Origin of the sequence: Granulicella paludicola (genome assembly GCF_025685545.1) — a bacterium.
GTDB lineage: Bacteria > Acidobacteriota > Terriglobia > Terriglobales > Acidobacteriaceae > Granulicella > Granulicella paludicola.
Genome location: NZ_JAGSYC010000025.1, coordinates 680016 through 701943, shown reverse-complemented (window position 1 = coordinate 701943; position 21928 = coordinate 680016). Strand labels below are relative to the sequence as shown.

Here is a 21928-nt window from a genome sequence, read left to right as displayed (position 1 = left end):
AGTTGGAACAAACTCTGTATCTTCTTCGTATCCCCTTCAGCCTCTGAGTCCCTCGCGTGTCCAACCTGAGCAACATCCCTGGAAAGTAAGCATTTGATGAGCGGAAAAAAGGTATTCTTCGTCATCCTGGCCCTGATCGCCCTTGTTGGCATCGTCTATGGCAGCATCCTCTATAGCCGCACAGACGTGCTGGCCGTCACGACGGCCAAGGCGGTACGCCAGGATCTGGACGCCAATGTCAGCGGCACAGGGCAGATCAAGCCCAAGACCTACGTCAACGTAGGTGCGACCGCCTTCGGTCGCATCACGCACCTTTATGTGAAGGAAGGCGACCACGTAAAGAAGGGCGACCTGCTCGCCCGCGTCGAAAGCGTGCAGCCCGAGGCGACCGTCTCGGCCCAGAGCGCCGCGATCGCCGCTTCCAAAACCGACATCAACTCCTACATCGCTGCCGAACGCACCGCCGTTGCGAACGTCTCGCAGGCTAAGGCCGACCTCGAACAGAAGCAGCTCGATTACAGCCGCGCCAAGCAGCTCTACAACGACCAGCTGATCTCCAAGCAGGACTACGACGCCAAGGTGGCCGCCTTCGACATGTCCAAAGCCACGCTGGAGCAGCGTGATGCCTCCGTGGCACAGGCGAAGGCCCAGACTGCTTCCGCTCGCGGTCATATGAGCCAGGCCGTTGCAACGCAGACATCCAACTTCGACGCCCTGGATAAGACGATCAGCCGCGCGCCTTATGACGCTCTGGTCACCAACGTTCCTGTCCGCGAGGGCGAGACCGTCGTTGTCGGCATCCAGAACGCCGGCGGCTCGACCATCATGACGCTCGCAGATATGTCCGTTATCACCGCTGAGGTGAAGGTCGACGAAACGGACATTGTGAACGTGCAGATGGGCCAGTCCGCAGACGTCACCGTAGATGCCCTGCCCGGCAAAATCTTTAAGGGCCACGTGACCGAGGTTGGAGATCAGGCTCTGCTGCGCACGACCGGCCTATCCACCACGCAGTCGACCACCGGCACGGAAGAGGCGAAAGACTTCAAGGTTGTCGTGACACTGGATCAACTGCCTGGCGGTGGTTCTCAGATGCCCGACTCGCTGCGGCCTGGCCTCTCCTGCACGGCAAAACTGACCACCGCGCACAAAAACGATGCGCTCACCATCCCCATTCAGGCGCTGGTAGAACGCGATGCAGACACGGAAGCGAAGTTCTTCAAGAACAAGGGTAAGACGCCTCCCACCGGCGATGTCGCTCCGACCAAGGCGAAGCCGCTCACGCAGGGCGTCTACATCCTTGTGATGGATGACAACCGTACTCGCGTGAAGTTCGTTCCGGTTTCGACCGGCGTCACGGGCACTACAGACATCGAGGTGATCGCCGGCCTGAAGGCAGGCGACGAGATTGTTACCGGCCGCTATAAGACACTGCGCATCCTCAAGAGTGGCACTGCCGTCAAACGCGATAATTCAGTCGCCGCAGCAGCGCCCTCGGACGACAGCTCCAGCTAACCCGCTATGCGGCGGTCGCTCGTCGCATAAACGTTATCCCTCTTTGAAGCTTTATCGGAGATCTTCATGGCCTACACCATCGACCCGCCTGAACAAGACCGCATCGGCGCCAACGCATCCGGCCCCCGCGAAGGCGACGTCATCGTCACCGACAATCTGTGGAAGACCTACGAGATGGGTGATCAGATCGTAAATGCCCTGAGCGGTATCGATATCCGCATCCGCCACAACGAGTACGTCGCCATCATGGGCCCATCAGGCTCGGGCAAGTCAACGTTGATGAATCTACTCGGATGCCTCGATTCGCCGAGCAAGGGACAGTATTGGTTGAACGGGCATGACGTTTCAAAGCTGAACGACGATGAACTCGCCCGCATCCGCAATAAGGAAATCGGCTTCGTCTTCCAGACCTTCAATCTGCTGGCCCGTGCCACAGCTCTGCACAACGTGGAGCTGCCGCTGATCTACAACGGCACGCCTGCAGCCGAGCGCATCGAGCGCGCTAAGTTCGTGCTGGAATCGGTAAATCTCGGTAGCCGTATGCACCACAAGCCGAACGAGCTTTCGGGCGGTCAGCGTCAACGCGTGGCCATTGCTCGGGCCCTGGTGAATAAGCCTTCTATCATCCTCGCCGACGAACCCACCGGCAACCTCGACTCGAAGACCTCGGTCGAGATCATGGCCCTCTTCGATGAACTACAGGCGCAGGGCAACACCATCATTCTCGTGACGCATGAACCGGACATCGCTGACTTCGCTCATCGCGTCATCAGCATCCGCGACGGTTCGGTTGAGTCCGACGGGCCCAGCCGCCGCGTCCGCTAGATTCATTATGGAGTCACCGGAGGCGTCGTAGCCGCCGTTCCTCCGGCTATCAGCTTGGCCATGTCGGCGGAGAGCGTCGCGTTCTTCATCACGAAGAACATGCCACCGCGGCCATTCTGGCTGCTGTCGCAGGTTCCGTCCGGGCCGTCCAGCGTTCCCTGCTGGTTCTCGTCCCCGAAGATCGCCAACCCATCACCCGGTCTGGTCGAAACACCGATCTTCGCATGATTGCCATCCGTGCCGGATTCCCCCTTCAGGTTGAACACCGGACCTCCGTTCCAGCTGCCAGAGGTCGCAATCTCCACCGCACCTGGAGCGGTTGGCAAAGAGCTGTCCCAGCAAGCCGGAGGAGCTCCGCCCGTCGTTGAAGGAATATACGGCGTGGCCCACCACGTCGCGGCACGCAGCGGCACGCCGCCCAGCACAGAGGACACCATCTGCCACGGCGGAACATGCAGCCCTGAGGGTTTTGCAATCAGGCGCACTCCCGTTGAAAGCGTCACGGGCATCGCCGGGTCGAGCACCGTCTGCGTCGACTTTACTCCAAGCTTCAATTGCTTCAGGAGGTCGATCACATCGGCGGGCCCGCCGATGTTCGCCACCTGCGGATTGTTCGGATCGGTCGCCACACTGGCCTGACTCAACGAGGTCAGCACCACCTTCAAGTCCGTCTCGTTCAGCTTCAGCGCGAAGAAGTGCTGACTCACCTCAACGTCGTCGTCACCGTTGATACAGCCGAGCGTGTTCCCTGTCGCCTGCACCGACTTCAGGTTGCCCGCGTTCGGCCACGAGGGCGTACTGACCTGCATCACGAAGCCTTCACCCGCATCGTTCCACGCCACCATGCCCTTGGAATGACCCCAGGGCGATCCGCAGTCGCCCTTCGAGCAGCCAAGAACCGCCGGACTCACATCATGAAACTGATCGTTCCAGATCAGGTAGTGATACCCGCCGTTGAAGACCTCGTCAAAAGTAGCTCCTACAGGATCGCTCGTTGTGGTACCCAGACACTCCTGCGCGCTCTTTGCCAGCGCCGGCGCCTCACTGCTCGCATACACAAACTGCTGGCCGCCAGCATAGGTCTGCTTGCTGCCACCGAACGGACAGGTGATATCGCCTCCGCCACAGTTCGGGTATGCCTTCGCATCGAGCTTGAAGACGAACCACCAGTCCACCGGATGCCCCTTCGCCAACAGAGGCATCGGTGGTGCACTAGGCGTCGCGGCGCCCATCACCATCTGGGTGGTGGAAGCCTCGGGCACAGCCTGCGGTGCCTTGCCGGTACCGCTCAGCGATCCGCAAGCCAGCGCAATGGCTAACGGAATCGCCGGACCGATCGTGCGCACAAGACTGCCCTTCTTTGGCGCTGCGGGCGTCGTAGTCGTGGTGGTTACCGTCGTGGTCGTTTTCTTAGCCGGCATCGTCTTTCTCCTCAGCAATCGCGCCCGACAACGTTCTAGTTGTTGGTGTTTGCAGGAGAAGGATCAGCACCCGATGACACCACGTTTGAGGCGTCGGCGGCGACCGCTGCACCCGTATTCGACATCTGCTGAGCGCTATTTCGCACGGCAGCGCGCTCCTCCGGCGTGGTCACACCTTCATCGCGGCTGTAGGAGATTCCTTTGCCGACCGCATAGGTGCTCGCACTGATCCCCAGCAGCGTCAGTATGCCGTCAGGAATCGCCGGAAACACATGATTGGTCTCCACCATCATGAAGAGGCTGATCGCGACCACGAGGGTAAAGATCAGCAACTGCAGGCGCGAGATGCTTGCGGAGCCGTTCGCCTCCGACAACACCTTCGAAAGGTCGATCTTGTCGGTCCAGATAAACCACAGCAAGGTCGCGCAAAGCAGCCCCATGAACAGGCACACACCGTAACCGCAGATCGTCTGCATCAAACCCATCGTCATCTCTCCTTAGATCGTCTTTAGCAACCACATCTTGGCGGCCTTCACAGACATGTACACGCCGCTACTGGCCCCAAACACCACAAGCTCCTGCGTTGATACCGTTGGAAACACCGTGCTGCCGTGCGCTGCCTGGCCGACAATCCGAGCACTCACCGCGATCGTTGAAATCAAAAGCTGCACCCGCTCCGGGCTCACGGGCTGGTTGCGCGTCTTGTCCGCAAACAGTCCGGCCAGCGACAGTCGCCCGGTCAACATGCGATAGGCGAACGTCGCTGCAAGCAGCGCGAGAAAACCTCGAAACTCCAGGCCCAGGATCACAGCAGGTGACATATAGATTTGGTTTGTAGGAACGCGCCGATGCTAGCACCAGTCTTTGTCAGTAGCAACAATATCTTTCTCTCCAACCACTTTTCTCTGTTGCATTCGGATGGCCCCCCTTCGATTTGGTCTGCATGAGATCCTCCACAGCAACAATCTCGGCGAGGTCGCATCTAAACTAAGACCTATGGGGTATTTCACCCGCAAGACGGTTACGCTCCTCTCGCTGCTCCTCACCTTTGGCCTGCCGCATGCGCAGGCGCAGGCCACCGCGCGCTTTGACCTCGTCGGTCCCAAGATCGATGTGCGCGTTACCCGCAACGGCGTCACGTTGCCAATCGCCCAGGTTCCCACACTGAAGCCCGGCGACAAGCTTTGGATTCACCCCGACCTGCCACCCACCCAGTCGGTCAAGTATCTGCTGATCGTTACGTTCTTGCGAGGCACCACCAACCCTCCGCCCCCGGAATGGTTTACCCGTGTTGAGACCTGGGACCATCACGTCCGCGCCGAAGGCGTCTTTATCACCGTGCCCGCCGAAGCCCAGCAGGCGCTGATCTTCATGGCGCCCGAAACCGGCGGTGATTTCTCTACGCTACGTTCCGCAGTCCAAGGTCGTCCAGGCTCCTTTGTCCGCGCCTCCCAGGATCTGATCGAGGCTGGCTTCGAAGAGGCACGCATCGAAAAGTACATCGCCGACATTCGCCGCGTACCTCCAGCCGATCCGGCCGACCTGCAAAAGCACTCCGATCTGCTGGCGCGCACTCTCGCCTTGAAGCCCAATGCAGACTGCTTCAAGCGCCCAGTCGATACACAATTCAGCTGTCTGACGCAGACCGGCACCCAGGTCGTGCTGGACGATGGCCATGGGCAGACCGTCATCAATGCACTTTCGAATGGACCAGGTTCCGATCTCATCCAGCAGGCCAGCTACACGCAGGCTTTGGGCGCTGGCGTCTACTCCGCCTACGTGGGCGCCATTGTCGACGTGATTCGCATTATGGGCAGCCTGCACACGGCGCAGTTCCAATACATCCCCGCCATCAGCTTCCCACAGGCCGAGCAGATGAACCTGCGCCTGAACACACCACCCTCCTTCCATAATCCGAAGTCTGTGCTGGTCATAGCTCTGCCCGCCGTGCAGGCGGCAACTCCTCCACCTTTGCGCGCCGCCGACCCCAACCACGTTAGCTGCCTCATTCAACCCTCGGTCGTACTCCCTACCGAGGGCGCTCCGCTGGTCTTCTCCGCCGACTTCGCGCATAATCTCGTGTTGCACCTGAACACACCCCCCGGAGCTCCCACTCAACCGGACATCCCTCTGGTGCCTGATGCCTACTTCGGCGGCCTTGTACTGCAGCAGACGCCCGAGCACCACGTTCTCCTGCCGCAGCCGCAACCCCTGGCGTCCGCCGATACTGGACCCGCAGCGCCAGTCACCCGAACTCCGGCGCCTGTGGCGACTCAGCCCAAGCCGGTCCTGCTGACAGGCACCGTCATGGGCCGATGGGGCTTCGACAGCTTTACTGGACCGACCATGCCCCTGCAGCAACTCCCCGGCTCCGGTTGGCACATTGTCGCCCGCGGAGATGCCAATCCCGACCTGATCGCTGGCCGTAACGTACAGTTGCTGCTCGCCTCTTCAGGTACCTCGTGCGTGCATACGATCACGGCTAGGCCCAACGGCGTGCGGGCCAACATCAACATCGCCTTCAAACCCGAGCCTCTGACCCCACCCTCGGATACGCCAGAGGCAACGCCTGCCCCTGAAGCTCAACCTCTTGACCAGGTGCTGGCGCTCACTCTGCCGCTCGATCACAACATCACGCCAGGTGACCTAAACCTCGACATCCAGCAGTTCGATCAGCCGAAGCCCGATAAACTCGCCGCGCGTACCTTCGCGGAGCCTGCAAATATCACCGGCGTCGAACTTCATGCCGGAGATCGCTCACTCCAGCTGATGGGGTCGCACCTGAACGAAGTTTCGCAGCTGATGCTCGGAGACCTCGTCTTTTCGCCGACACCGGACGGCCTTACCTCTTCCGATGGAAAAGACACGCTTCGCCTCGCTCTGCCTGCAACGCTGCCGCCGCCCTCGATCCACGATGGCGACCACCTCTCTGCGAAATTAAACCTGCACGACGGACGATCGATCACCGTACCTGTGACGGTCGGCTCCCCCCGACCTTCGCTTTCACTACTCAGCAAGACCGCTGCGCCGACCAACTCTCTCATTGCTCTGCCCAATCCAGACGACCTGCCACTCAGCACAAGCCTCACCTTCACCGTAAAGAGCCAGAGCAACTTTCCACGCAACGGACAGATCGAGATCGAGACTCTCGACGGTACCCTGCGCACGGTATTGACGCTTGCGCCCTCGGGCGGTCTACTCCTGCAGGATCCTCACACCGTGGTGGCCACGCTTGACCCGCTGCGCTCCTTCGGACCCAGTGCCTTTGGAGCGTTGCACCTGCGCGCTGTCTTCCCGGGAGACAAAGCTGCCACGAGCGACTGGCTTCCCTTTGTCACCTTGGTGCGACTGCCGACGCTAACGCAACTGCAATGCCCAGAAGCGGAATCCCAGCCCTGCACCCTGACTGGCAGCAACCTCTTCCTCGTGCAGGCCATATCGACGGACCCGACTTTTACGGTCTCGACGCCGGTACCTGATGGCTATACCGGCAACGCTCTCACGGTGCCTCACCCCGCGGCGTACACAGTCTTCCTGAAGTTGCGCGACGATCCTGCGACGGTCGATTCAGTCATCTTCCCGGCCCCGCCCTCGAATCGCACGCATCGCGCGGGCAGGTCGACCTCCGAGAAGGAAAAGTCTTCCGGAGAAGGACAGCAGTCGGAGAAACAACCTGCGAGCGAGGGCTCCTCGAAGAAATCTGCTCCTGCTACGCCCACACAAACGCAGAAGAGCCCGGCAGCATCGCCGGGCTCCCCTACGAACCAACCTTCGTGAGGCTTACGCTCCGGGGCTATCCGCACCAGGATCAAGTTCGCCCGGCAGCAGGTTCTGCTGCACCCGGCTGTGCTTCTGCCCATAGGTGAAGTACACCACCAGACCAATGATGAGCCAGATAATGAGACGGGCCCAGTTCAACCAACCCAGCTTGATCATCATGTAGCCGTTGAAAAGCACTCCGAGAATCGGCACCAGCGGTACCCACGGCGTGCGGAACGGACGAGCCTTGTCAGGGTCAGTGCGGCGCAACACGATGATCGAGATGCACACGATCACGAACGCCAGCAGCGTTCCGATGTTCACCATCTTGCCGATATCGTCGATCGGCGTCAGAGCGCCCACGATCGCAGCGATAAGCCCGACCAGATAGGTGTTCTTGAACGGTGTCCGGAACTTCGGATGCACCTCAGCGAAGAACTTCTTCGGCAGCAAGCCATCGTTTGCCATCGCGTACAGCACGCGGGTCTGACCAAGAAGCATGACCAACATCACACTCGTCAATCCAGCCAGGGCACCCGCAGTGATAATGTCACTCGCCCAGGGCAGGCCGCGATCGAGGAATGCGCGCGCAATCGGAGCTTCAATGCTCACCTGCTGCCACGGCACCATGCCCGTCAGTACAGCAGCTACGCCGATATACAGCAGCGTACAGACAGCCAGCGAGACGATGATGCCGATCGGCAGATCGCGCTGCGGGTTCTTCGCCTCCTGCGCCGTCGTCGAAACAGCATCGAAGCCGATGTACGCGAAGAAGATATACGCCGCTCCAGCGCCGATGCCCGCAAATCCGAACGGAGCAAACTGGTGCCAGTTCGCGCCCCAGTTAGCCGGATGCACATAGTGTGAACCGAGGCCCAACACGAACAGCACGACCGCCACCTTCAACACCACGATGCCGGAGTTGAACTTCGCCGACTCCTGAATACCGATCGCGAGAATCGACGTGACCAGCATGGCGATGATGAACGCGGGGAGGTTAAGACCGATCTCGTGGCCGAAGAGAACAGGAGCGCCCAGCAGCACATGCGCGCGCGCAATCACGTCCGCAGTCGGAGCTGCTTTCAGCGCACCCAGCTGCGTAATGTACTCCTGCGAACCGGCGATCAGCGACGGATAGTTCGTCGCCATCACCTGACGGCAAACATTTTCGACAGCAACGCCCAGCGCCGTCCAGTGGTCATACGCCAGCCACAGCGGAAAATTGATATGGAAGATCTGCATCAGCTCAATAAAATGGTTCGACCAGCCCGAGCTAACGGTGCTGGCGCCCATCGCATACTCGAGCGTCAGGTCCCAACCGATGATCCATGCCACCAGCTCGCCCAGCGTAGCGTAGGCATAGGTGTAAGCCGATCCAGCCAGCGGAATCATTGCGGCGAACTCGGCATAGCAGAGCCCGGCAAACGCGCAACCCAGTCCACTCAGCACGAACGAGAGCATCAGGCCGGGGCCAGCGTAATGAGCGCCCAGACCAGCCAGCACAAAGATGCCCGCTCCGATCACAGCTCCTACACCCAGCGCGGTCAGCTGGAATGGTCCAAGCGATCGCTTCAACGTGCCTTCGCCTGTGGCCTCCGATTCGGCCATCAGAACTGCCATCGACTTCGTTGCAAAAAGTTTCGCCATTGCCTAGAGTCTTCTCCTGTTTCCTATCTTACGAATCACAAACCACTACTCGCCAATCAGTGCCTTCTTCGCTTGTCGCTGCCAGATCGCGTACACCGGCAATCCCAACAGCACGAGGATCAACCCAGGCCACGTGTACTGAGGCTTGTATCGCAACAGTACACCACAAATCCAGGTCGCCATCACGATATACAGCGCCGGAAGCACCGGATAGCCGAACGCTTTATAGGGTCGCGGTGCATCCGGCTGCGTGCGTCGCAGGCGGAACAACGCCACGATCGTCAGCACGTAAAACACCAGCACAGCGAAGATCACGTAGTCCAGCAGGTTGCCATACTGGCCGCTCAGGCACAGCAGGCACGCCCAAGCGCACTGCATCCATAAAGAGTTTACCGGCGCGTTCGACTTCCGATCGAGTTTGCCTACCGTCTTGAAGAACAGCCCATCGCGGCTCATCGCGTAATAGACGCGAGCACCCGCGAGCAGCATCCCATTCACGCAGCCGAAGGTACTGACAAGGATAGCCGCCGCCATCAGCTTCGCACCGATGGCGCCGAAGGCAGCCTGCAAGACGGCAGTAGCAACGCGGTCCTGTTTCGCACCGGCTATCCCAAGTTCCATCAGACTTTGAGGATGAAACGTGGAAGTGTTGAACATGCTATTCATCGGTAGCACACTCAAATACACAAGATTGCAGGCAATGTAGAGAAGAAGTACAACTCCAGTGCCGATGGCGAGCGAGAGTGGAAGGTTTCGTTTTGGATTGGAAATCTCACCTGCAGTAAAGGTCACGTTATTCCAAGCATCCGAAGAGAAAAGCGACCCCACTTGCACGATGGCGAGGGCAATAGCGACGTTCAAAACAATTTCCGAGATCCCAGCACGAAGCATTGGTCCTGAGTGCCCTTGACTACTGGAAAAGCCTTGGTACTTTGTAAACGCGAGTGACCAGAAGTTATGGCCAAAGTTTGCAGCGAGTCCCTCTGCGTCTTTGTGCTCAAAAAATAAAAGCAGCCCGACACCAATCACCGCCAGCAGCGCCAGCACCTTCGCGCTGGTAAACACATTCTGAATCGCCGCCCCGGTCTTCACCCCGCGCGTGTTCGTAAACGTCAGCAGCACAATAATCACAATCGCCGCAAAGTTCGCCGTGCTCAGTCCGACGTTGCCGCTGCCGATGTGAACGATCCAGTTCGTCTGGCTCACGCTGGGGAAGAAAACTCCGAGAAACTTCCCAAACGCCACACCCACCGCGGCGATCGTTCCTGTCTGGATGACGAGAAACAGCGTCCACCCATACAGAAAGCCCCAGATCGACCCCAGACCTTCGCGGAGGTACACATATTGCCCGCCCGCCTTGGGCATCATCGCCGCGAGTTCGCCATAGCTCAGCGCTCCGATGATCGTGAGCGCCGCCGTCACCAGCCATGCGGCAATCAGCAATGCGGGCGAACCCAGGGTGCGGCTCATATCCGCAGGCACGATGAAGATGCCTGACCCAATCATCGAGCCCATCACGATGGCCGTCGCCGAAAACAGCCCCATGCCCTGCACAAAGTGCGGCTGGGTTGCAGCGCCGGAGACCTTGTCATCCTGAGCCGTAGGCGAAGGACCTGCTTCTTGACCAGCCATGGGTTTGAGAGGATTCACGTTCCTTCAACCTACCGTAAACGCTGCAGAAAGTCTTCCACCACCGCCGCTACGGTCATCCCCGGCACAAAAAGCCCGCTGATCACGGCCACCGAGTCCGCACCGGCATGGATCACACTCTGCGCATTCTCCCGCGTAATGCCGCCAATGGCCACCAGGGGCTTTTGGGTCAGCGACCTCGCCCGACGCACGCCCTCAAGCCCCACAACAGGCTCGGCATCCTTCTTCGTTCCCGTCGCAAAGACCGGCCCCGTGGCGATGTAGTCCCACGACCCAGCCAAAGCCGCCGCACCGTCCGCCTCGCAGGCCTCGAACGCAGCATCCGCCTCCAGCACCTGCGTCCCATTGTGCGTGGAGACGCCGACAGCCCCCACGAGCAGCTTAGCCGAGCGCACCGGCAGGTCTCCCTGCCCGACATGCACCGCGTTCCAGCCAGCCAGCTTCGCCAGATCAGCGCGGTCATTCATCACCAGCATGGCCTCTCGCCCTGCAAACGCCGCCGAAATCTCCGCAGCAGCCCGCAAGACCTCCTGCGGGCCATTTTCTTTATCGCGATACTGCACCAGCCGCACACCTGCCTGCGCCAGCTCCGTAGCGAATGCAGCAACGCTCACCCTGCGTGCGTTTAGCGTTGCGCGGTCGGCGATCACATACAGTTTTGGTATATCCATCAACCTACATCCCACGTCCTGCGTTGAAATGGCGGAGCTTTCGCTCCGCCATCGCTCTTATGACACCCGCGCACTTTCCAAATCGGGTCTACGCGGTCTTCTCCGCTTCCTTCGCGCGAGCTTCCTTTTCGCGCTCCAGGAACCTCTCCATGAACTTCGTATCGAAGTCGCCGGACCGGAAGCCCTCATCGGCAAAGATCCGCTGATGTAACGGGATCGACGTGAAGATTCCCTGCACCACGAACTGGCTCAACGCGCGCTGCATCTTGTCCATCGCCTCTTCGCGATCTTTGCCATGGCAGATCAGCTTCGCAATCAGCGAATCGTAATACTGCGGCACCACACCTTCGGCATACTGTGCTGTATCCACGCGCACACCATTGCCGCCGGGCAGGTTGAAGACTTTGATCTTGCCGGGGCTCGGCGTGAACTTCTCCGGATGCTCTGCATTGATACGGCATTCGATCGCATGGCCGGTGATGATCGGCACCTCCGGCACGATGTCCGAGAGCTTCTCGCCCGCCGCAATGCGCAGCTGCGCCTTCACGAGATCGACGCCAGTCACCATCTCGGTGACACAGTGCTCCACCTGGATACGCGTGTTCATCTCGATGAAGTAGATCTCGCCATCTTCATCCATCAGAAACTCAATCGTTCCAGCATTCCAATAACCAATCGCCTTCAGCGACTTCTTGATGACCGCCGCGATGTCCTCACGCTGCTTCTGCGTGATCTGCAGGCTCGGAGCCTCTTCAATCAGCTTCTGATGCCGCCGCTGAATCGAGCACTCACGCTCGCCAAGAGACATCACATTGCCATGCTCATCGGCCAGCACCTGAAACTCGATGTGGCGTGGACGCTCGATGAACTTCTCCATGTACAGGTCGCCGTTCGAGAACGCATTTAACGCTTCGGTAGACGCGCTCTGGTAAAGCGCAGGCAGCTCTTCTTTGGTGCGCACGATGCGCATACCGCGACCGCCACCACCGGCGACTGCCTTCAGGATCACCGGATACTTGATTTTCTCCGCGATCTTCAGCGCCTCTTGCTCGCTGGACAGAATGCCGTCGGAACCCGGCAGAATCGGCACCTTCGCGTCCTTCATCGTTTGGCGCGCCGTCGACTTCTCACCCATCATCTGAATCACTTCAGGCGGGGGTCCGATAAACTTGATGTTGCTTGCGCGGCACACCTCAGCAAAGCTAGCGTTCTCGCTGAGCAGCCCGTAGCCCGGATGAATCGCATCCGCGCCCGTGATCTCCGCTGCGGAGATCACAGCCGGAACGTTGAGGTAGCTGTCCTTCGAAGGCGGTGGCCCGATGCAGATCGCCTCATCCGCAAACTTCACATGCAGGCTGTTGCGGTCCGCCTCCGAGTACACCGCAACCGTGCGGACACCCATTTCCTTGCACGCATTGATGACGCGCAGCGCAATCTCACCACGGTTTGCAATCAAAACTTTACGAAACATCCAGCACCCTTACTCGAACATTCTTGCTTCTTAGTTTGTCATTCCGCAGCGCAACGGAAGAATCTGCTTCACCATTGCGCCACGAGACCCTACTTGATCGCGAACAGCGGCTGCCCATACTCCACCGGTTGACCAGGCGTGACGAATACCTTCACGATCTTGCCAGCGGCATCGCTCTCAATCTCATTCATCAGCTTCATGGCCTCGACGATACAGAGCACCTTGCCCACGCTCACCGTGTCACCCTCCTGCACGAAAGCAGGCGCATCGGGAGAAGGCGAAGCATAAAAAGTGCCCACGATCGGCGACTTCACAATGTGCGCGCCCTCATGCGGATCAGCCGCAGGCGCCGCCGGAGCTGCCGCCGCAGCGACAGGAGCAGCTGCCATGGGAGTAACCGCTGGAGCCGAGCCACGTGACGCAGACATCAACGCCGCCAGCTGCGCCGCATCAATGCCACTCGACGGAGCCGCTGTGCCCACAAACTTCAGGCCCACCTTCAGGTCCGGGCGCTCCATCTCAAACTCGGCAATCCCGCTGGCCTTCAAAAACTCAACCAGCTCCTGCAACTCCTTCAAATCCTTCTGATCCATCTCATCTCCTATTTGTATTTCTAATCCCTAATCCTTGTTTCCTAATCCCTGCCCTTACAACTCAATCCACGCCTTCGGGCTTGCGGCGGTCAAGACCTCGCCACCCTTCGGCGTTACCAGCACCATATCTTCGATGCGCACGCCGAACTTGCCGGGGAGATACGCCCCAGGTTCAATCGTAATCATCATCCCCGGCTCCAGCACCTGCTCCTGCTTCGCCGCCACCCGGGGTCCTTCATGAATCTCCAGCCCTACGCCGTGCCCGGTGGAGTGACTGAAAGCCTTCTCCAGCCCAGCCGCTCGCAGCACCGATCGCGCTGCCTCATCCACATCGCCACAGCTCACACCTGGACGCACCGCAGCCACTGCTGCCTTCTGTGCTTCCAGCACCGAATGATACACGTCCCACTCTTCTTCACTCGCCTTGCCCATGTGTACCGTGCGCGTCATGTCCGAGCAGTATCCATCCAATACAACTCCAAAATCCAGGGTCACGAAGCCACGCCTCGGCAGCTTAGCCCGCGTCGCGCGTCCGTGCGGCAGCGCGCTGCGCACACCGCTCGCCACAATCGTCTCGAAGCTCATCGCTTCCGCGCCGCCCCGACGAGCCAGCAACTCCAACTGAGCAGCTACCTCCATCTCCGTGGCGCCGACCACCATGTGCTCCAATACACCCTCAAAGAGATGGCACCCCAAGGCAGCAGCCTTCTTCATTAGCTTGATCTCGCCGGCATCCTTGATCTCGCGGATCTTCGCAACCAGTCCATCTGCCGCTACAAAGAAGCTTCGCCGCACCCTCCCCGGTACAGCCTTCTTCAGCGCCTCGAAATCAGCTACTGAGGTCTGTCCTGCGTCGAAAGCGCAGGTCGCCACACCCAGACCCGCCAGCCACTCCACCGCACGCACCGCAGCGGAGCCTTTTTCTACGTTTACCCTGAGCCCGGGAGCTTCGTCCCTTGCCTGCGTCGTGTACCGTCCATCTGTAAATAAGGCAGCGCGCCCACCCGCGATCCCTACCGCTCCGTTCGAGCCAGTAAATCCAGTGAGATACCGCACGTCTGGCAGATGTGTCACCAGCAACGCCGCTGCCCCAGCCTTTGCCGCAGCTTTCGCGGCTTGCTTACGTCGTTCAGAATGCTGGGACCCGGGCTTCTTCGTTCCTGCCTGTTGCATCCGTTGATTTTACCTGTAGAGGGTCTTGAAATGGACGATAGCCGACGATCAAGGTTCCCAGTACCTAACAGACGACCAGACCAGCTATCATGATGTATGCGTTATGATTCCGGCCTCCGCCGTTATCCAAAGACGGTGTCCCCAATCACCCGCCGGGCTTTCATCGGTGGAGGCGCCGCCTTCGCAGCGGGACTCGCCGCCTACTCTGGAACCATCGGTCGGCATCAGCTTGAAACCTCACACCACGTCTTCGCCCTGAAGAACCTGCCTGACACCTTCGTCGGCTTCCGCATCGTCCAGATCAGTGACATCCACCTGAAGGAGTACACCGAGGCCTGGTTCCTCGAAAAGGTGGTTGCCGAGGTCAACGCCCTTAACCCTGACCTTGTACTCCTTACTGGCGACTTCATCAGCCGCGGCCCTCTGCCGGCCTCCTATGCCTTCAAATATGCAGGGGTCGCCGCCGAAATCCTCTCTGGCCTCCAGGCACCCCAGCGTTACGCCATTCTCGGCAACCATGAAGCCGCCGTCGGCCCCCGGCGAATCGTGGACGTCCTCCGCACCCACGGAACGCCCTTCCTTATCGACAGCTACGTCCCCATCGAGCGCGGCTATGAGCGCATCTGGCTCGGCGGGACTGACGACGCCTCGTTCAACAAGCCGGACCTGGCCACCACACTCCCTCACGACCCAAAAGTACCCATCATCCTGATGTGCCACGAACCCGATTACATCGACACTCTTGCGCTCGATCCGCGCTTTGCCAAAGTCGACCTGATGCTCTCAGGCCACAGCCATGGCGGACAGGTACGCCTGCCCATCGCAGGTCCACTGATCCTGCCTCCGCTTGGCCGCAAGTATGTGCAGGGTCTCTACCAGGTAGGCGATACCAAACTGTATGTGAACCGTGGCATCGGCACCGTCGGCCTGCCCTTCCGCTTTCATTGCCCCTCGGAGATCTCGCACTTCACCCTGATGCGCGACGACACTTAGTCATGCCCAGAGATCGGGTGCCCCATCTTCGCCGCAGCTAAGGTGGGCATCACGCGAAGCGCCGCCTTCGAAAATATGTAAGAGCGCCGTACTCTTTGGAGATTTTTATTCGGAGCAGCGAGTCTGCTCACGGTAGGACAGATGAAGGCCAGCTACCGTGCCCGCGCCACCGGCTTCTTCACCGCCGGGTCCACCGACGCCGAAACCACACCGCTCTTCTCATCCATCCAGTTATCGAGCAGGCTCTTGCGAAACCGCCACCGGTTCCCCAGTTTGAACGCCGGCACAAAGCCTTCGGACGCGTACCGATACAGCGTGTCGCCGCTGATGCCCAGGTACTCCGCCGCCTGACGGATATCCATCACCTCGCGAACCGCTACCTGCTGCCCCTGCGCTACTGCTGCCATGGCTTTCGTCTCCAGACCTCCGGAATCTTCCGCGTTCTTTCCGGTAGTTGCTGTTGTACCGGATTTTCCACAGGCATACAAGAGTTTTCTCAGGCACGTTCCTGCTTTAGGAACTGCATCCGGCAAGAGTAACTAAGTCATTACTAACGAAGGAGTTAGGAATCTCGCAAGTCAACACATTCTCAAGCTACAAGTTAGGTTTATCTTGCAACTGCCTGAAGCAAGAACACTTAGCCTCGTTGCTGCCACCAGGACGACCACAAACCATCGCCGCGTACGACCTCCGTCGGCTCCCCTGGTCGCGGAGACCATAGTTTGACGCCGCGCTCCGCCGCCAGCTCGATCATTCGCTCCATTGGCTGGCGCCACCCATGCAGTGCCAGATTGAAGAGTCCCCAGTGAATCGGCATCAGCACGCCACCACCCGTCAGCCCACCCATCGCCTCATACGCTGCGACGGCAGCATCTGGTCCCAGGTGAATGGTCGGCCAATAGGGCGAAGACGCCCCAATCTCCAGCATGACTACGTCGAAACCGTCGTACTGAGCACCGATCTCCGCGTAACCTTCCCAGGGGCCCGAATCCGCCCCGTAATACAAACGGTGCTGCGGCGTCTCCAGCACGTAGGAGCCTCATAGCGTCGTAAACCGGTCACCGAGACCGCGCCCGGAAAAGTGACGCGAAGGCCACATCGTTAGCTTCAAGGCTCCAACCTCGACGCTCTCCGTCCAGTCCAGCTCTGTGATCTGTGCAGCAGCGACACCAAACTTGCGTAGCCACGCACCAACACCCAGCGCCGTCACCCACTTCGCCTGCGGCTGCAACTTTGCCAAACGCTTCACTGTCTTAGCGCCGAGGTGGTCGTAATGATCGTGGGAAATAAGCACCACATCCAGCTTTGGCATGGCCTCCAGCGCCAGCGTCGGCGCATAAAAGCGCTTCGGCCCCATAAAAGAGAAGGGGCTGGCCCGCTGCTCCCACACGGGATCGATCAGCACCCGCACGCCGTCGATCTCCACCAGGGACGAGGAGTGCCCGAACCATGTCACCCGCAGCCCGCTTGCTGGGTTCTTCGCATACACTGACGCATCCGTCGTGAAAGGTCCCAGCGGCGTCTTCGGCTCTGCCTCCTGGCGGTTAAACAGGAACTCGGGCAGCACCTTCCACATCGTGCTGAACCCGCCAACCTGCGTTGGAACGGGATTCTGATAGGTTTTCCCTACTTTGGTCGATCGTCGTAACAGGGTCATCTATCTAATAGGATGCACCATCCCACCGAACGTTTCGTCCTACGAAAAAAAGCTCCGATTCCCAGTCGATTCCTCGGCTGAGACTCGGAGCTTTTCATTTCGATGCCCCTTCTATTCGTGATACATCCCTGCAATTTCATCCTTGTACTTCTCGAGGATCACACGGCGCTTCAGCTTCATGCTGGGCGTCAGTTCGCCGGAGTCCACATTCCACTCTTCCGACACCACTGTCACCTTCTTGATGGTCTCGTGATGCTCCAGACCGCTGTTCACCTTCTTCACGATCTCTTCGTACAGCTTCTGCACCTTCGGATCCTTCACCATCGCGGCATGGTCGCCTGCCGCGACACCATTCTGTCCCGCCCACTTCTCCAGTGCCGGAATGTTCGGAGAGATCAAGACGCTCGCGTACTTACGGTTGTCGCCGATCAGCGCAGCATTGCTGATGAGGCCATCGGCCTTCAGCTTGCCTTCAATCGGTTGCGGCGCGATGTACTTGCCGCCACTGGTCTTAAGCAACTCCTTTTTGCGATCCGTGATTGAGAGGAAATTATCTTCCAGCTTGCCAATGTCACCGGTCTTGAACCACCCATCTTCGGTGAACTCAGCCTTCGTTGCCTCTTCACGCCGCCAGTAGCCCGCGAACACCGAAGTGCCCTTCACCTCGATCTCACCGTCGGCTGCGGTACGAATCTCAATATTCGGTATCACTTCACCGACTGTACCCAACCGATAGGAATCAAAAGTGTTGCGCGACAGCACCGGCGATGTCTCCGTCAGGCCATAGCCTTCAAAGATGCGCACGTTCATATCGAGGAACCAGTTCGCGGAATCCATACCCAGCGGGGCTCCACCCGAGACGAACAGCCGCACGTTGCCGCCCAGAGCCTCGCGCAGCTTCGAATACACCAGCTTGTTCGCAAGCTTCCACAGCGGCGATCCCGGCTCCTCACCCTTGGCGACTGTCGCGCGATTGCTCTTACCCACGCCCAGCGCCCAGTTGAAGATCTTCTTGCGGAAGCCCTGCGGCTTCGACTCCGTCCCCTGCCGCACCTTCTCAAACACACGCGGCACTGCCAGAAAGATCGTCGGCTTCACAGCCTTTGTGGCGCCTACGAGATCATCGAACTTCGGCAGGTAAGCGATCTGCCCACCATTGCCATAGATCGCATAGTCCAGATGTCGTGCGAGACAGTGGCTCAGCGGCAGGAACGAGATCGACGAATCCTTCTCGTCAATGTAGAGCCCGTCTGTCGAATGCTTCAGGTTATCCGCCAGATTTTGGTGCGTCAGCATCACGCCCTTGGGATCGCCTGTGGTCCCCGACGTGTACACAATCGTCGCCAGCTCCTCTGGCTTTACCTGCGTCAAGAGTGAATCGAATCCCTCATCCGGGGATTCCAACGCCGGCGCGCCCTTCATCGGTTCGCTGAAGTTCAAAGCATTGTCGAACTGCCCATCGTCGAGCACGCACACATGCTCCAGCGCAGGAACCTCGCCTGCGTCCACCAGCTTCTTGAACTGCTGCTTGGTTGAAAGAAAGAAGGCTCGCGCGCCTGAGTCGCGAAGGATATAACCCATCTGCTCCGGCGTCAGCGTCTGATACAGCGGCACGCTCACCGCGCCCATGCCGAGAATTGCGAAATCCAGCACAGGCCATTCCAGCGGTTCTCACATACCATCGCAACACGATCGCCGCGTTGAATTCCCCACGACTGCAACAGTGCCACCGCAGCCCGCACCCGTCCATACATTTGCTGCGACGTGATGGGCTTCCACTCGCTGCCGTCCTTCCACTGAGCAACCGTTTTCGAGCCCTTGTGGCTCATCGTAAGGAACAACTCGTTGATCGTCGAAAATTCCAGCATCCGGTCTGTTCTCCCGCAGTGGCCCAGCCACTGCAAACCCGAACCATCTTATCCCGATGAGGCTAAGTCCGGTCAGGCTCTTGGCTTGGATGCAGATTCAGACGAATGCGATTTCCTCTTCGCGCGAAAGCAATAACCACGGTCCAAACAAATTGAAGGCCCGAGACTGATGGCTCCTTCGACATATCGTGCCGGCAGATCAGGTTATTGGGGCTTAGCTACCTTCGGGAAGTACCCGGCACGTGTACGTACCGTCAGCGCATGGAAGCCCTTTTCCTTGGCCTCTACATGAATCTGGCGGTAGCCGCCTTGCGAGATCGGCTTCGTTGAGCGGTACTCAATGGTGTACTGCGTGCGAACATCAGCAGCGACCTCCTGCGCAATCTCGTCCACATCCTTCAGCGCCTTCGGGAAATAGGCAACTCCACCCGTCTGCGCAGCCAGCTCGCTGAGAACCTCTCTGGAGTGCTTCGCCTCGCTACGGCTCGTGTCATCGCCGAAGAGCAGGCCGATGCAATAGATAGCAGGACCGTCCAGCTCCTGCACACGCCGAATTGCCTGCTCCAGCGTGGCGCTCGACGCATTATCGTCGCCGTCCGTCACGATCAGCAGCACCTGCTTCGGTCGATGCGCGTTCTTTGACAGATAATCCGCCGAAGCAATCACCGCGTCATATAACGCCGTGCCACCGCTCGAGCGGATGAAGCTCAAACCCTGTTGCAGCTTCGGAATGCTGTTCGTGAAGTCCTGATCGATATAAGCCTCAGAACTGAAATCGACAAGAAAAGCCTCATCCTGCGAATTCGACAGCCGCACCAAATTCAAGCTGGCAGTGTCCACCGCCGCTCGCTTGTCGTACATCGAGCCCGAACTATCGATCAGGATGCCGATCGACACCGGCACATCCTCATGCTTGAAACCCACGATTTGCTGCGGAACACCATCTTCATACACATGAAAACTCGAAGCTCCGAGCGTATCTACGGCCTTGCCCGAGCCATCGAATACCGAAGCATTCAACCGCACCTCAAAAGCATCGGTGTGCAGAACATATTTGCCGTTCTCTTTGGAGATCGCATTGTCCTGAGGCTCCTGTTTCTGAGCTGGGGCTGCCGGAGAGGCGCCATCAGGCGTGGGCACCGGGTCGGCATCATGCGTCAGGTCCGGAACCTGTGCGGGTTGCGTAGAGTTCTGCGCCACGGCGGACTGTGGTCCAGTCAGCAGCCCCGCTAACAAAATCGAGCCGATCATCCAAGTCTTGCAAGTACTGCGAACGTGCATAAAACCCCTTGCAACAACGCGCCGCAGGTGCATTCCAACGCGGCAGCGAGAAAGTCGCCTCTTCAATGTACGATAGCTCGCCGCTCTTCGGCGATACCTCAGCAGAGCCAACCGTTAGAACCTACGACGGAGAACCAGCGCCTGGGGTTGCAGGAATCCGAAAACTCCCTGTGGTTCAAACCTCCTAAATCGCGCGGCGCTGAAGAATCTGCTGCTCACCTGCGCCCACATCTCCTATACTGGCCGCGCCTGCATTTGCAATTTTGAGGGAGCTACAGCCATGTCCTCCGTCCGACTGTTGGTTGGAACTAGAAAAGGTGCGTTCGTCCTCACTGCCGACGGCGCACGCAAGAACTGGACCGTCTCTCAACCTCACTTCCCGGGCTGGGAGCTCTATCACCTCAAGGGCTCGCCCGCCGATCCCAATCGCCTTTACGCCTCACAGTCCAGTGGCTGGTTCGGCCAGCAGATTCAGCGCTCCGACGATGGTGGCCTCACCTGGAACCCGGTCGGCAATAAATTCGCCTACGACGGCACTCCCGGCACACACCAGTGGTACGACGGCACAGCGCACCCCTGGGAGTTCAAACGCGTCTGGCACCTCGAGCCCTCGCTCACCGATCCCGATACCTGCTACGCGGGCGTTGAAGATGCCGCACTCTTTCGCACCACCGACGCAGGCCTCTCCTGGCACGAGCTTCCCGGCCTTCGCAGCAGCGCCACCGGCCCAGCCTGGCAGCCTGGCGCAGGCGGTCTCTGTCTCCACACCATCATCCTCGACAAGGCCAACCCCGATCGCATGGTCATCGCCATCTCCGCCGCCGGAGCCTTCCGCACCGACGATGGCGGGAAGACATGGAAGCCCATCAACAAAGGTCTCTATTCCAAGTACATTCCCAACCCCACCGCCGAGGTCGGCCACTGCGTCCACCACGTGGCCATGAACCCAGCCCGACCCAACACGCTCTTCATGCAAAAGCACTGGGACGTCATGCGCTCAGACGATGCCGGAGATCAGTGGACGAAGATCAGCGGCAATCTTCCCACCGACTTCGGTTTCGTCATCGACACCCACGCCCACCAGCCCGACACCGTCTACGTCGTCCCCATCAAGTCCGACTCCGAACACTTCCCCCTCGACGGCGAGCTCAAGGTCTATCGCTCGCGCTGCGGCGGCAATGATTGGGAACCCCTGACGAAAGGCCTCCCGCAGAAAGATTGTTACGTCAACGTTCTGCGCGATGCCATGTCCGTCGATCAGCTCGACGACTGCGGCATCTACTTCGGCACCACCGGCGGCCAGGTCTACTGCTCGCCCGACGGCGGCGATACCTGGAGCGCCATCACTCAGAACCTTCCAGCGGTTCTCTCCATCGAAGCCCAGACACTCCCTTAGACCGCGCT

At 59.3% G+C, this 21928-nt stretch carries 18 protein-coding genes and 1 pseudogene; 5 read left to right on the top strand and 14 right to left on the bottom strand.

Translation table 11 applies throughout. The features are described from left to right. Positions 1-96 precede the first annotated feature (96 nt). Together OHL14_RS14795 and OHL14_RS14790 are read left to right on the top strand one after the other, a co-directional pair. Positions 97-1515, top strand: a complete 1419-nt coding sequence (locus OHL14_RS14795; RefSeq protein WP_263380124.1) for an efflux RND transporter periplasmic adaptor subunit — start codon at positions 97-99, stop codon at positions 1513-1515. A 66-nt stretch (positions 1516-1581) separates the two neighbouring features. Further along, complete coding sequence (locus OHL14_RS14790) at positions 1582-2340, top strand: ABC transporter ATP-binding protein (RefSeq protein WP_317890425.1); 759 nt, start codon at positions 1582-1584, stop codon at positions 2338-2340. A 5-nt stretch (positions 2341-2345) separates the two neighbouring features. Here OHL14_RS14790 and OHL14_RS14785 read toward each other — a convergent pair whose 3' ends face one another. Genes OHL14_RS14785 through OHL14_RS14775 form a run of 3 tightly spaced genes read right to left on the bottom strand, consistent with a single transcriptional unit; the run spans position 2346 to position 4582 of the window. Next, a complete protein-coding gene (locus tag OHL14_RS14785) occupies positions 2346-3761 on the bottom strand; it encodes a deoxyribonuclease II family protein (RefSeq protein ID WP_263380123.1) in 1416 nt (471 codons plus the stop codon). Positions 3762-3796: 35 nt separating this feature from the next. Beyond that, the gene (locus OHL14_RS14780) at positions 3797-4252 is read right to left on the bottom strand and encodes a hypothetical protein (RefSeq protein ID WP_263380122.1); all 456 of its coding nucleotides are present in this window, start codon (positions 4250-4252) and stop codon (positions 3797-3799) included. 6 nt (positions 4253-4258) lie between these two features. Continuing rightward, entirely contained in the window at positions 4259-4582 is a 324-nt protein-coding gene (locus OHL14_RS14775) for a hypothetical protein (RefSeq protein WP_263380121.1), read from the bottom strand. A 97-nt stretch (positions 4583-4679) separates the two neighbouring features. On the opposite strand from OHL14_RS14775, the gene OHL14_RS14770 reads away from it, so the two are divergent. Beyond that, positions 4680-7538: a hypothetical protein gene (locus OHL14_RS14770; RefSeq protein ID WP_263380120.1), complete on the top strand. Its 2859-nt coding sequence runs from the start codon at positions 4680-4682 to the stop codon at positions 7536-7538. 3 nt (positions 7539-7541) lie between these two features. On the opposite strand, the gene OHL14_RS14765 is transcribed toward OHL14_RS14770, so the two are convergent. From OHL14_RS14765 to OHL14_RS14740, 6 genes are all read right to left on the bottom strand, one after another. Beyond that, a complete protein-coding gene (locus tag OHL14_RS14765) occupies positions 7542-9167 on the bottom strand; it encodes an amino acid permease (RefSeq protein ID WP_263380119.1) in 1626 nt (541 codons plus the stop codon). A 45-nt stretch (positions 9168-9212) separates the two neighbouring features. After that, on the bottom strand, positions 9213-10799 hold the full coding sequence (locus OHL14_RS14760; RefSeq protein ID WP_263380118.1) for an APC family permease: 1587 nt from the start codon (positions 10797-10799) through the stop codon (positions 9213-9215). A 29-nt stretch (positions 10800-10828) separates the two neighbouring features. Beyond that, the gene (gene thiE / locus OHL14_RS14755; protein WP_263380117.1) at positions 10829-11488 is read right to left on the bottom strand and encodes a thiamine phosphate synthase; all 660 of its coding nucleotides are present in this window, start codon (positions 11486-11488) and stop codon (positions 10829-10831) included. An 88-nt stretch (positions 11489-11576) separates the two neighbouring features. Next, the gene (gene accC, locus OHL14_RS14750) at positions 11577-12959 is read right to left on the bottom strand and encodes an acetyl-CoA carboxylase biotin carboxylase subunit (protein ID WP_263380116.1); all 1383 of its coding nucleotides are present in this window, start codon (positions 12957-12959) and stop codon (positions 11577-11579) included. Between the two features lie 89 nt (positions 12960-13048). Then, positions 13049-13552, bottom strand: a complete 504-nt coding sequence (gene accB, locus OHL14_RS14745; protein ID WP_263380115.1) for an acetyl-CoA carboxylase biotin carboxyl carrier protein — start codon at positions 13550-13552, stop codon at positions 13049-13051. 54 nt (positions 13553-13606) lie between these two features. Beyond that, positions 13607-14725 carry a M24 family metallopeptidase gene (locus OHL14_RS14740; RefSeq protein ID WP_263380114.1) on the bottom strand — a complete coding sequence of 373 codons (1119 nt, stop codon included), beginning with the start codon at positions 14723-14725 and terminating at the stop codon, positions 13607-13609. A gap of 96 nt (positions 14726-14821) precedes the next feature. Here OHL14_RS14740 and OHL14_RS14735 point away from each other — a divergent pair, with 96 nt between their 5' ends. Continuing rightward, complete coding sequence (locus OHL14_RS14735) at positions 14822-15718, top strand: metallophosphoesterase (protein ID WP_263380113.1); 897 nt, start codon at positions 14822-14824, stop codon at positions 15716-15718. A 152-nt stretch (positions 15719-15870) separates the two neighbouring features. On the opposite strand, the gene OHL14_RS14730 is transcribed toward OHL14_RS14735, so the two are convergent. From OHL14_RS14730 to OHL14_RS14710, 5 genes and pseudogenes are all read right to left on the bottom strand, one after another. Beyond that, a complete protein-coding gene (locus OHL14_RS14730) occupies positions 15871-16125 on the bottom strand; it encodes a helix-turn-helix domain-containing protein (protein ID WP_263380112.1) in 255 nt (84 codons plus the stop codon). A 230-nt stretch (positions 16126-16355) separates the two neighbouring features. Further along, positions 16356-17294, bottom strand: a pseudogene (locus tag OHL14_RS14725) (MBL fold metallo-hydrolase). A gap of 192 nt (positions 17295-17486) precedes the next feature. Next, entirely contained in the window at positions 17487-19028 is a 1542-nt protein-coding gene (locus OHL14_RS14720) for an AMP-dependent synthetase/ligase (protein ID WP_263380111.1), read from the bottom strand. Then, on the bottom strand, positions 18992-19243 hold the full coding sequence (locus OHL14_RS14715; RefSeq protein WP_263380110.1) for a hypothetical protein: 252 nt from the start codon (positions 19241-19243) through the stop codon (positions 18992-18994). Before OHL14_RS14715 ends, OHL14_RS14720 begins: the two co-directional genes overlap by 37 nt. 204 nt (positions 19244-19447) lie before the next feature. Beyond that, on the bottom strand, positions 19448-20494 hold the full coding sequence (locus OHL14_RS14710) for a VWA domain-containing protein (protein ID WP_263380109.1): 1047 nt from the start codon (positions 20492-20494) through the stop codon (positions 19448-19450). Between the two features lie 310 nt (positions 20495-20804). Between OHL14_RS14710 and OHL14_RS14705 the strand changes: the two genes are divergently transcribed. Continuing rightward, on the top strand, positions 20805-21920 hold the full coding sequence (locus tag OHL14_RS14705; RefSeq protein ID WP_263380108.1) for a WD40/YVTN/BNR-like repeat-containing protein: 1116 nt from the start codon (positions 20805-20807) through the stop codon (positions 21918-21920). Positions 21921-21928 lie beyond the last annotated feature (8 nt).